At 44.0% G+C, this 12518-nt stretch carries 9 protein-coding genes and 1 pseudogene; 7 read left to right on the top strand and 3 right to left on the bottom strand.

Features of this window, described 5'->3' with window-relative positions; genetic code table 11:
* Positions 1-221: 221 nt before the first annotated feature.
* From CAG69_RS03410 to CAG69_RS03395, 4 genes and pseudogenes are all read left to right on the top strand, one after another.
* Positions 222-1757, top strand: a pseudogene (locus CAG69_RS03410) (ISNCY family transposase).
* Positions 1758-2051: 294 nt separating this feature from the next.
* Positions 2052-2828, top strand: a complete 777-nt coding sequence (locus CAG69_RS03405) for an MBL fold metallo-hydrolase (RefSeq protein WP_161442729.1) — start codon at positions 2052-2054, stop codon at positions 2826-2828.
* A 96-nt stretch (positions 2829-2924) separates the two neighbouring features.
* Positions 2925-3896 (top strand): GlxA family transcriptional regulator, encoded by a 972-nt coding sequence (locus tag CAG69_RS03400; RefSeq protein WP_161442727.1) that lies wholly within the window; start codon positions 2925-2927, stop codon positions 3894-3896.
* Between the two features lie 247 nt (positions 3897-4143).
* A complete protein-coding gene (locus tag CAG69_RS03395) occupies positions 4144-5163 on the top strand; it encodes an alpha/beta hydrolase family protein (protein WP_161442725.1) in 1020 nt (339 codons plus the stop codon).
* A 122-nt stretch (positions 5164-5285) separates the two neighbouring features.
* Here the strand turns inward: CAG69_RS03395 and CAG69_RS03390 are convergent, their stop codons facing one another.
* On the bottom strand, positions 5286-6092 hold the full coding sequence (locus CAG69_RS03390; protein WP_161442724.1) for a sulfite exporter TauE/SafE family protein: 807 nt from the start codon (positions 6090-6092) through the stop codon (positions 5286-5288).
* A gap of 122 nt (positions 6093-6214) precedes the next feature.
* Here CAG69_RS03390 and CAG69_RS03385 point away from each other — a divergent pair, with 122 nt between their 5' ends.
* Together CAG69_RS03385 and CAG69_RS03380 are read left to right on the top strand one after the other, a co-directional pair.
* Complete coding sequence (locus CAG69_RS03385) at positions 6215-7009, top strand: AraC family transcriptional regulator (RefSeq protein ID WP_053808952.1); 795 nt, start codon at positions 6215-6217, stop codon at positions 7007-7009.
* 181 nt (positions 7010-7190) lie between these two features.
* Positions 7191-8441, top strand: a complete 1251-nt coding sequence (locus CAG69_RS03380; protein WP_161442722.1) for a DEAD/DEAH box helicase — start codon at positions 7191-7193, stop codon at positions 8439-8441.
* A gap of 150 nt (positions 8442-8591) precedes the next feature.
* On the opposite strand, the gene CAG69_RS03375 is transcribed toward CAG69_RS03380, so the two are convergent.
* Entirely contained in the window at positions 8592-9005 is a 414-nt protein-coding gene (locus CAG69_RS03375) for a VF530 family DNA-binding protein (RefSeq protein ID WP_161442720.1), read from the bottom strand.
* Between the two features lie 486 nt (positions 9006-9491).
* On the opposite strand from CAG69_RS03375, the gene CAG69_RS03370 reads away from it, so the two are divergent.
* Positions 9492-10949, top strand: coding sequence for a DUF3360 domain-containing protein (locus CAG69_RS03370; RefSeq protein WP_161442718.1), 1458 nt, complete (start codon positions 9492-9494; stop codon positions 10947-10949).
* Positions 10950-11145: 196 nt separating this feature from the next.
* Here the strand turns inward: CAG69_RS03370 and trpB are convergent, their stop codons facing one another.
* A complete protein-coding gene (gene trpB, locus CAG69_RS03365) occupies positions 11146-12369 on the bottom strand; it encodes a tryptophan synthase subunit beta (protein WP_161442717.1) in 1224 nt (407 codons plus the stop codon).
* Positions 12370-12518 lie beyond the last annotated feature (149 nt).

Below are 12518 nucleotides of genomic sequence, written 5' to 3'. Positions count from 1 at the left end.
CCTTTAATTATCAATCCCTTGCTAATTTAGCAAATGCTCGGGCACATTTTTGTCCAAAGATGTGCCGACGGGGCATGAAACACGACTGTGATCACCAAGCGATTCTGTCGTACCTTAATTACCAAGCGACTTTGTCATTACAATAACTACCGAGGGAAAATGTCGGGACTGATTTAGCGTACTTTTTAAAGTAATCAAATGAGCTTTAAAGGGTGCTAAGGATGTTCTATATGGATTCAAAATCACAGTTTACTGTCGATATCATTAGCAAAGTCATTGATGGCAAAATTACTATCAATAGTGCCACGCAATTACTGCAAAAATCACGAAGAACCGTTGAACGTTACTTGAGTCGCTATCGCAAGGAAGGCATTCGGTTCGTGGTTCATGGTAACACTGGTCGTGCTCCCATCAATAAAATCCCTGAGTCACTCAAGAAAGAGGTTCAAGCCCTCATTCAAACCAAGTACTACGACTTTAACCTTCAACACCTCTCTGAACTTCTGAGCAAAAATGAAGGGCTGTCGATTAAGCGTGAAACGTTGCGTTCTTGGGCTCATGACATTCACCATGTGAAGCGTTCTAAACGCCGTAGAAGTCGAGTAAGAAAGTATCGAGAGCGTATGCCATTGCCTGGACTTATGTTGCAAATGGATGGCAGTCCTCATCGTTGGTTCGGTGATGAAAAGTCTTGCTTGATTGCCATCATTGATGATGCGACCAGTGATATTCATGCGCAGTTCTTCCCGTCAGAGACTACCGAAGGCTGCATGAAAGTGATGAGAGCCTATATCGAAAAGCGAGGCATATTCAAAACTCTCTACGTGGATCGAGCAGGTATCTTTGGTGGGCCGAAACGCAGCAACTTCTCGCAAATGCAGCGAGCTTGTGATGAACTCGGTATCGAAATTATCTTCGCCAACTCACCTCAAGGTAAGGGGCGGATAGAGCGCTCCTTCGATACCTTCCAAGATAGACTGGTGCCAGAACTTCGATTGCACAACATCACCGATATGGAAAATGCGAATCGGTATTTACAAGAAGAGTTCATACCAAACTACTGGGTAGAAAACGTCATGGTTAAACCTACAAGCTTGCGCTCGGCCTTTAAGTGTGTGCCTGATGATTTAGATCTGAATACTGTCTGTGTGCAGAAAGAGTATCGCAAGATACGCCGAGACCATATGTTCAGCTTTGACAATAAAATGTATGTTATCGACTCGCCCGTTCGTTATTCGATCGTTAACCAGTAAGTGGAAATCCGTTGTCAGTTCGATGGTACATTCTCTGCCTATTTTGGTCATCGTCGGCTCGACATCACAGAACTCGTTGAGCCTCGCAAATGCAGTGAATATGGCAAAGAGGTTCAACGGAAAATAGAAGCACTAGAGCTTGTTGAACAGTTAGGAAGTATAACTAAAGCCGCTCGTATCCTTGGCTGCTCCCGTCAATCCCTCTACACCTATCAGAAAATAATGGCAGAGGAAGGGCCGATAGGGTTAAAACGGATCAATAAGCCTCTTAAACGCAGTAAGAACCGCATCCCCGAGCATGCAGAAGATAAGATTATCGAGCTGACATTGCAGAACCCTCACCTCACATTGATGCAACTGATGGTGTCATTAAAAGAGCACAATATCACTGTGAGTATCGGTACGATTAAAAATATCTGGAAGGAAGAAAAACTCAACACCAGAGAGCTTAGGATTAAAAGAGCACAGTCCCTGAACATCGAGGTGCAAGGTGAAAAGTATTAATCCTGACTAAAATGTAAGAGCATGACAGAATCGGTTGGTACTTATCCCGTCATGTTCCCTCAGTAATGACAGGGGCATGAAACACGACTCTGCCCCAAACAGTGTTACGTCAGTTAATGAACACTAAAATGGTTTCTATTAGTTTCCCTCAATTTATCTAATAACAACTAATTCCAAGAACAAATTTTTGTCCCAATAGTATCCTTATGTGTCCTTTAAGCCACTTTTGAGCGTCTATCCTATTGCATAAAATGACTCCATTACAGCAAAACACAGCAATACTGGAGCACAATTATGAAAATCACACAAATTCGCAATGCAACACAAGTCATAGATTATGCAGGTAAAACATTCCTTATTGACCCAATGTTAGCGCCAAAAGGCACTTACCCTGGATTTGAAGGAACAGCAAATTCACACTTACGCAATCCAACAGTTGAATTGCCTCTGCCTCTTGAAAGCATCATCAATGTGGACGCAGTTCTTCTAACTCATACTCACCCAGACCATTGGGATGAAACAGCAGTGAATGCGATACCTAAAGATAAATTGATTTTTGTACAGCACGAAGGTGATGAAACTATTCTTCTATCACAAGGTTTTACCAACGTTAAAATCTTCTCTGAAGAGACTGAATATTACGGTATTTCATTTACACGTACAGTCTGCCAGCATGGCTCTGATGCAGCATTCCAACATGATCAAATGGCTGAAATTTTGGGTGAAGTGACAGGCGTGATTTTTTCCCATGCCGATGAAGAAAAGTTATATGTGGTTGGTGATACGATTTGGATTCCAGGTGTAGAAGAAACCATGAAAAAAGAACAACCAGGTGTCGTTATTCTCAATACAGGTTGGGCGCATGTACTGGGCTTTGGTCCTATTATTATGGGTAAAGAAGATGTACTAAAAACACACCAAGTGCTACCTAAAGCGAAAATCGTTGCGACTCATATGGGGGCGGTTAACCATGTATTGGTGACTACTCAAGAAATGCGCGAATACGCAGCTGCAAATATGATTAGCGATTTTGTGTTTGTTCCAGAAGATGGTGAAACAGTGATAATCTAGTTTTGATGTCATAAAGCAAACCTATGGCCTGCGTTTATGAACCGCACAGAGTAGTGTACTAACATTGCTCTGTGCATTTTACTTTGGAAACGAACTATGTATCTCAATGAAAACCATAAAACTCCTTCCGTTGCTGTTGTTGTTTTCAATCGCTTTAGCCCGTTTCATATTTCTGTCCCTAGCATTGTGTTTGGAAGAGATACCCTTAATGAAGCTTTTTTCGAGCTTAAATTTGTCGCTGGAGAGGAAGGACCGATTTTATCTGATATCGGTATGGAAATTCATACCGAGGCGCATCTTGATTTCCTAGAGTATTGTGACATCATCGTTGTACCTTATTGGAGAACAATTGACGAGCGCCCTAATGAAAAGTTACTCAATGCTCTCTGTCGTGCTCATGCACGAGGCGCATTGGTTGTCGGTTTATGTCTTGGTGGTTATGTTCTCGCTTATGCTGGCTTATTAGCGGGGAAACGAGCTGCGACACATTGGGAATTAGAACAGGATTTTAGTCAACGCTTTCCAGAAGTTTCGCTCGATACGAATGCCTTATATGTTGAAGATAGCGGGGTGATAACCTCAGCAGGTACTGCCGCAGGTATCGATTGCTGTCTGTATGTTTTCCGAAAATACTACAGCAGTACGATTGCGAACCGAGTAGCAAGAAGAATGGTTGTGCCTCCATACAGAGATGGTGGGCAAGCTCAGTTTATCGATCAACCTATACCTGTGACGACATCTGATTCACGTATCAATGCATTAATGGACAATATCAGGCGTGATATCAATCAAAAATATTCACTGGATGAGCTAGCAGATTCAGTGATGATGTCCCGCCGAACTTTTACGAGAAAATTTAATAGAGCTACAGGTATGTCATTTGGAGAATGGCTGACGGCTGAGCGACTAAACTTGGCTCAGGATCTACTTGAATCTACAGATTTGTCTATTGAACAGATTGTTGCAAAAACAGGGTTTAGCTCAGTTCTCATTTTCAGAGATAAATTTAAAGAGCGTTATGAGGTAACCCCTAACCGATGGAGGAAAACGTTCCACCAACAGCCTTAGAAAAATATTCAGCGTTCCAACTAAGGTTTGCCATACATTTCCTCATGTCAATTCCGATTATTAGGGAGGTTAGCGTAGCTCATTAATGTCCAAAAGCTTGCTGGCGTAGTTCAAAGCAGACACTTGCTTTGGGTTACTCGACTCCAAGTAACTTTATTGCTATGTTTCGCAAAATATATGGAGAATCTCCTGCACGTTATTTTTCCTGATGCCGTGCAGAATAAAGTGTTGACCGGCTGAGGGAAAAATGAAAACCAAAATAATAATGTCGTTTCTACTCGCTACATTGTGTGTCAGTGTCAGCGCCAGTATGAATGAGCCGAAATACCATTCTGCGCTAACAGCCAAAACGGCATTCAGTGAAGACAGAGATAAGCCAGTAGAATTCTACTACTGGTATCCCACAACGAATGAAAAAAACAACTTTACGTTTGGTAGGGGTAACATTTTTAAATCAGTCGAAACGCAGTTAGATGCCCCGTTAGCAAGTGGAAAATTTCCCGTTGTGCTTTTGTCGCAGGGCGGAACACGGTCAGCATTTTCCCATAGTGGTTGGATAGCTTCGGGCCTAGCGAAACAAGGTTATATCGTTGTTGTACCAAAGCCTCCTGCACCAAACGAAATCAATGCAGAAATGGCTGTTGATGAAATCACATTCAGAACCAGTGATTTGGTGCTTGGGCTGAACGAATTAAGTTCGGTCGGGATACTGTCCGGAGGCGTAGATACTGATGCAGTGCAGGGTGTCGGCTTTTTTCTGGGCGGGACATCTATGCTGATGCTCTCCGGAGCGCAAATAAGCCCGGAGAAATATCGAACATCGTGTCACAACGTCACCAATGTAGACTGTCATTGGTTACGTGAAAATAACGTTGATATTACCAACATCCCGGATCAAAAATTCCCCCGATTTCAGTCTGAAAACAAACTGAAATCGGTCGTCGTTATCAACCCTGAGCTAACGAAAACTTTTGTCCCTGAAACTCTGGCCTTGATGAACAATGCTATCACCGTGGTGACGCTTTCTGATCGGCTACATCCCGCACTGACACCAGCCGAATCACTTGTTGCTCTTCCCAATGTGACGTTTCAAGAGATTCCTAGTGCGAGTCAGTTTAGTGCGTTCGCAGAATGTACTGAGCGTGGCATTAAAATTCTCGCATCAGAAGGGGAGGAAGCACTTTGCCAGGAGCGTAACGAGGTTTCCAGAAAGGACAATCACCAGCAAATTTTGGATGTAATTCTGGCTAGCTTAACAAAGTCATAAGGGTGCAACAATGCGGAGCTTTCTTACACATTGTGTTCTTGGACCTGCAAAGCGAGAAGTAAGTTTTTCAGGCTTGTCCCCACAACATATTGCAAGACCTATTAATGACGGTATTATTTGCCCTAATGGAGTACTTGTACCAGCATTTTAAAACTTAGAAGAACACACAAAATACCAACGATTTTCTTAAGAACTTTATTTGGAAAATACTCTGCGCAACGCACTCCGAGGCTAGTAGTTAAGTAGCTGCTAATGGAGAAGCTGATCATTGCAGGAAGGTATATGTATCCTAATACTAAGTTGTTCCAATCTGTATTTTCCCATCCGTTTAACATGTAACCGAGGCTTCCTGATAGCGCGATAGGGAAACCTATCGCAGCAGAGGTGCCAATAGCTCGTTTTACCTCAAAATTTTGCTGGACAAGATAGGGGATGATCAACCCCGCACCGCTTATTGAGACAAGTGCTGATACAGAGCCAATCACAGAGCCTACAGTGATGTTACCGATAGCCCCATGTGGGTTAGGGTTGTACTCATTTTCAGTGTTGAGAAACATCTTATAAGCTACATACAACATGAATACGCTGAAAAAACCTGCCAGATAGATTCCCTGTAGATACGATGCTACGAATGTGGCGCAAAATGTTCCGACTAGAACTCCGCTCAACATTTTTACTACCATTGTCGAGTCTACATTCTCTTTTTTGTAGTGAGCGCGCATGCTGCCCAATGTTGTAATAATCATTGAAGCCATTGATGTCCCTAACGCAAGATGGACCACTTCTGTATCAGCTATTCCCTGTAGTGAAAACAGAAACGCAAAAATAGGGACGGCCATTCCACCACCACCCACACCAACGAGTCCAGCGAGAAAGCCAATGCCCAAGCCTGCTGTAATGTAATAGATAATAAAGATAGGTTCGTTCATGATGGTTCTGCCTTCGATAAAATGGTCGTTGCTAAAATGTTACTCGAACGCTAACTTGCTATGGTAACGTTAAGAGGACAGAAAATAATGAATAATGGCCAAAATGGAATTGAGTAAATAAAGTGACAAACTCTGACTACAGCGAATGGAAAAATGGAGCCGCACTGATCGCTAAGGAGTGGCAGCATGAAAGGAGCGACTTCAACCATTTGGATCAACGGCCACATAATTGGCACAGTCATCATCGAGGCCAGTTACTGTGTATAGATGAAGGGCTAATTCAGGTCAAAACCGATGAAGGAACGTGGATACTACCACCTCACCGAGCTGGTTGGATCCCCCCGGGTGCGATGCACAGTGTTTATTTTTGTGGTTCTCTGAAAGGTCGTTCATTACTGTTTACTCCAGAGAGCTGTGAGCGGTTTCCAATGAGACCTTGTGTGATCCAAATGAGCGATGTGTTGAAAGCCCTATCGGTTAGAGCATCGATATGGAGCAAAACAGACGATCTATCCATACAGTCTTTACGTATTCTCGCCGTAATATCCGATGAAATCGTCAATAGCCCTCATGAGTCACTCCACATCCCACTGCCCAGAGATCCGAGACTGCAAAAAGTTACTCAAGCGATTTTAATAGACCCAAACAGCAAACATTCTGTGGAGCATTGGGCAAAGATCGGGGCAGTCTCATCTCGGACGTTAAGACGATTGATTCGAAGTGAGTTAAACATGAGTTTTAGTGAATGGCGGCAACAAGCACTGCTAATACATTCGTTAGAAATGATGGCTCGCGGAGAATCCGTAGGAGCGGTTGCACATGCTTTGGGTTATTCGACGCCCAGTAACTTTATCGCTATGTTTCGTCGGGTCTATGGTGATTCACCCACGCGTTACTTTTCGAGTCGTGGCATATAGTTGCCAAGAGCTTACCTAAATTAGGTTCGTTTTTATGTACTGAGGTTTTACATACATTTACTCACCCAACATAAGCAAGTGCTTCTCTCACCAATCTTCTGTTTGGGCCATTATCTCTAACATCCAGACGCGAAATAGCATAAGATACACGGCCTTTACTAGCACTGAGCCACTCATCGTAATGACAGATAAAACACAGCAAGCGACATTTGCCGATCTTGGCCTGATTCCAACCTTAGTCGAGCGACTAGAAGCGTTAGAATACAGCCAACCGACGCCCATTCAATCTCATACCATTCCTTATATCCTTGAAGGGAAAGATATTGTTGGCGGTGCCAATACGGGCTCTGGTAAAACCGCTGCTTTTTCGCTGCCAATTCTGCAAAAAATTGTTCAGCAAGACGAATCAAATAATCGACGTGGTAACTTCGTTTCTCACCTGATTTTAGTTCCAACTCGTGAGCTGGCATCACAGGTGGCATACAACGTCAAATCTTACTCATACCATCTGAGAGATAAGATCAAAACGGTTGCCGTATTTGGTGGTGTATCGGTGAACCCACAAATGCTAGCGCTTCGCGGTGGCTGTGACATTATCGTAGCTACGCCGGGTCGATTACTTGATCTGGTATCCAGTAACGCGATTAAGTTGGACCAAGTAAAAATGCTCGTGCTCGATGAAGCTGACCGTATGTTGAGCCTCGGATTTACCGAAGAACTGAATAAGATTCTTGCGTTACTGCCAGAGAAGAAACAGACGCTGTTATTTTCTGCTACTTTCCCTGATAAAGTCACGACGCTGGCTCAGCACTTGCTCCGCGACCCTGTTGAAGTTCAGTTGCAGAGCGCAGAAGCCAGCACTTTGGTGCAACGCGTGTTTAGTGTAAATAAAGGTGAGAAAACGGCGGTACTTGCGCACTTAATCAAACAGCATCAGTGGCGACAGACTTTGATTTTTGTGAATGCTAAGAATGCCTGTAACCATTTAGCTCAAAAACTGTCAAAACGCGGCATTACTGCTGAAGTTTTCCATGGTGATAAAGGGCAGGGCGCTCGTACTCGTGTACTTGACGGTTTTAAGTCTGGCGAGATTCAAGTTCTTATTGCCACCGATATCGCAGCACGTGGCCTTGATATTGAAAAGCTGCCAGTGGTGATTAACTTCGATCTCCCGCGTAGTCCTGCTGACTATATGCATCGAATAGGGCGTAGTGGTCGTGCTGGTGAAGTGGGTCTAGGGTTATCTCTTATCGATTACGATGACTACCACCATTTCAAAGTGATAGAAAAGAAAAATAAGTTCCAACTTGAACGCGAGCAGGTAGTCGGTTTTGAAGTGGAAGACGATCAGAGTGAAGCCTACTTTTTACCAATGAAACCGCGAGCAAAGCCAGCAGGTACGGGTAAAAAGAAGAAAAAGCGTAATCAATAGAAAACGTAAACTACCTGTGAGTTTACTTATGGGAGGCGCTGGAGAAGGGGGCGCACTAGCTTGAGTATTCTCTTCTAGCCATTTCTTTAAAGAACAATAGAGCCTTGCTGGATCTACCAGTAGGGCTCTATTGCTTTTCAAGGTTATGTACTATCGACGCGTCAGACGTCCACGAGGTGAGCGTTTTTTAAATGCGGATGCAGCTTTAGCTTGTGACTTAAGGATAGAGTCAACGGTTAGCGGCATTGGCTCTTTAGGTTCAAGACCATGAGGGAACGTACGAGCTCTCGGTGGTAAATCATATTCTTCTTCACTTGCGCGTGGCATGCGCTTAAAGCGATAAAGGTAAAAGTTTTCTAATTTTTCTCTCGCCCATTCGGTCTTCTTTAAATACTTCACACTACTTGCAATCGAAGGCTTAGTGTTAAAGCAATTAAAGCGCATTGCTGTATCTAGAATGTCCCAGCCATAAAAATCCACCAACTCTTGCAACATTGTCTCTAGCTTTAACCCGTGTAGTGGGTTGTTCCGTTGCAGTTCGATTCTTTCTTCGTCAGTCATCATTTTAGGGGCCTTACTCATCAAAGGGTGGAGTTTAGCAAAGTATACATTACAGAGATATCTATAGTTAGGCAGCGATGGTTTGGGTTGCAACTCGATTTGATGTTGTTAGTGCGTACTTGCATGAGAAAAATTAACCAATTACCTGTGTGAATTCAGACACGTTTTTCTACCTTGAAAAGCACAGGTGGAGTTACGACTGTTCCTCTTCTTGAATTGCTGTTCAAAAACTCTCACTAAAGATCCGCGTACTCTAATGTAATGTTAAATCTTTGCATAGTAAGTGAGATTTTTGTTGCTCTTTTACTAATGTCTAATATTCCTACCGATAGAAACACATGCTTAATAGGTTCAAATCAAAAATTAGCCATACCACTTTCTTGGTGTGGCCTCGATGTTTGATGTGGGTGTTGTCTCGTATTGGTCTGTATACCAAGCGAAACTCTAGTTGGCATAGTTCAACGTTGAAATATAACAAAGGATAGCTCAATGTCTGACTCAAGTAAGACCTTTTACAGGGATGTGCGCAAAAAGCCGCATGAATTTGAAAGTCGTGAAGACTTTCTAAACCATGATTTAACCATCATGAGCTTTCGTCGCTGGGGTATTCATTTGCCATCACGTGATTACAGTATTGAAATCGAAGACTGGGTGCCTGCATTAGCCGCAACCATTGGTAAAGTGGTGATGGTCACCGCTATGGTTGCTGCCTTTGCTGCTCAGTTCGGTTTATCTCCGGAGTTCGTTGCAGAAAACGTGCGTTACGAATTGCTTATCGCGGGTGCTCTGTTCGTTATTCTGTTTTCTGCCATCCTAAACCCGAATGCAAACTTAGCCGGTACCCACGGCCCAATGATACCGCTGATTCCCATGATTGCTGCCGCAGGAGGGCATCCTCTGGCGCTTGGCTTGATGGTATGTGCTTTTGGCTTAATTCTCGCTTTGACTAAAGGCGGTTCTAAACTCATGACCTTGACTGGCATTGGGGTTCGAGGAGGGTTATTGATCTACCTAGGCGCTGTTGGGTTGCTCGGACAGATTAATAAGACTGAGGCGTGGGCTGCAAGTACAGATCAAGGTTACATTTCGTTTATTGTCATTGGTCTAACGGTTATGGTTTATGCCTACCTAGCTAAGATCAACAAGCGTTGGTTGGCAATCCCATTGTGCTCTGCACTCGCGGGTATTGTTGCTTATTTGATGGGCGCTGAGTTTGCTTTTACCACTGAGCCGGGCCTGCCTAATTTCAGTCCATTCTATTGGTGGGGTGAAGATACAGGCTGGCAACTAGGTTGGCCAACCTTAGAGCATTTTATTGCCGTTACGCCATTTGCTCTACTTGCTGTTGCTATGTGGTCTCCCGACTACCTTGGCCATCGCGTGTTTCAAGAACTTAACTACCCGAAAGAAGCGAAAGGCGTACTCATGGATGTCGACGACACGATGGTCGGAGCGTCTGTTCGTCAGGGGGTTGGCTCACTATTAGGTGGCGGAAACCTAGCTTCTTCTTGGGGAACGTACATGATTCCAGCCGCAATTGCTAAACGTCCTATTCCAGGTGGCGCACTGTTAACGGGTTTCATGTGTATTGCCGCTGCGGTAATTGGTTACCCTATGGATCTAGCGATGTGGGAACCTGTTCTGCGCGTTGCTTTGATTGTCGGTGTATTCTTACCACTTCTTGAAGCGGGTATGCAGATGATCCACAAGCATAAAGATTCACTCAGTGCAGGTATCTGTATTTTTGCCTGTGCATTCGTTAATCCAGTCTTTGGCTGGGCAATCACGATGCTACTGGATAACCTTGGACTTATCGGCGACCATGAGCGTGCTAACGAACTCTCGCGAAAAGATAAATACCTGATTCCTGGCACTGCATTTATCGTTTGTGCAGGTTCGCTTGCTGTCGTTGGTCAGCTTCCGGGTATTCCTGCTCTGATCGGTTAATCGAATTATGTTCTAAAGGACTAGTTGGAGTGGTAAGTAAGATGGCTTTCTCAAGCTATGCCTATTTCTCAAAAGTAAAAGGTTTGGACTGTGTAGTTAAGCCTTCAAAGCGCATGTAGGGAAAGTAAGGCGCAAACAAAAAGCTACCTAGTAATAGGTAGCTTTTTGTATAGACATTTAGCCTACGAAGTCGTGACTAAATAATTGATTCAATGCCATATTTTTCGCCGTAGTGTTCAACGACAAAATCAATGTCTTTGTCACCGCGACCGGATAAGTTGATCAGAATTGAGCCAGTTTCTCCTTGCTTCGCGAGTTTAATCGCGTAAGCGACAGCGTGTGCGGATTCAATCGCTTGAATAATCCCCTCTTCGCGAGACAGTTCAAAGAATGCATCAATCGCTTCGTCATCACTGATTGAGCCGTAATTGACACGGCCAATGTCCTTTAAGTAACTATGCTGAGGTCCAACCGATGGGTAATCCAAGCCGCTTGCTAAAGAGTACACTTCCTGAGGTTCGCCTTGCTCATCTTTAAGCATGTAAGACTTAAATCCGTGCATGATACCTGGCTCACCGAGTGTGAGTGTTGCAGCATGCTCGCCAACCTTTTTCAAAGAGCGGCCCGCGGGCTCGACGCCGTGAATAGCGACTTGTTCATCGTCTAAGAAAGCAGTAAATAGCCCCATCGCGTTAGAACCACCTCCAACGCATGCGACGAGATTATTGGGTAACTTGCCTGTCATTTCTTTGAATTGAACTCGTGCTTCGTTGCCGATAATTGACTGGAAATCTCGTACCATTTTTGGGAATGGGTGAGGGCCAACGACGGATCCTATCGCGTAAAGTTGTGTGTCAGGATCTTTTAGGTAGGCTTCGAAGGCAGAATCAACCGCTTCTTTGAGAGTCTTGCGCCCGTGAGTAGCAGGGATGACATTGGCACCAAGGATTCTCATACGGACGACATTCGGGTGCTCTTTGGCAATATCAACTTCACCCATGTAAATATCGCACTTTAAGCCGACCAGTGCGGCGGCTGTCGCAAGCGCGACCCCATGTTGCCCTGCGCCAGTTTCAGCAATCAGTTTCTTCTTACCCATCTTTTTAGCGAGAATGGCTTCTCCTAAGCAGTGGTTAATTTTATGTGCGCCTGTATGGTTTAAGTCCTCGCGCTTTAGGTAGATGTCTGCTCCGTATTTCTTAGACAAGTTTTCTGCATGGAAGATTGGGCTAGGTCGTCCAACAAAGTGCTTATACAGGCGAGCAAGCTCCGCTTTAAATTCAGGATCTTTGCTGCATTCCTCATAAGCTGCGTTGATGTCACGCATGATTTGTTCAAGCTCCGGCGGCACGAAGCTACCACCGTATTCACCAAAGTATCCTTCTTCATTGGGCATGGTGAGATCAAACGAGTTTTTCATTATTTACATCCTAGTTAACGAAAGTATTGATACTTTTATACCCAAAATTTGGAAGAGGTTATGTGATCAGTTGCTTAAATCAGAATTCGCGATCTAGTGAGCTAGTTAAAAAGTACAATTTGTGTAGTTGTTAACGGGTTGGATACAAC

The sequence above is a fragment of the Vibrio sp. V43_P6S15P86 genome, from assembly GCF_009904725.1.
In the GTDB taxonomy this organism is placed as follows: Bacteria; Pseudomonadota; Gammaproteobacteria; order Enterobacterales; family Vibrionaceae; genus Vibrio; species Vibrio diabolicus.
Note: the sequence above shows the minus strand (reverse complement) of the source record. Positions and strands in the feature narration are given on the sequence as shown.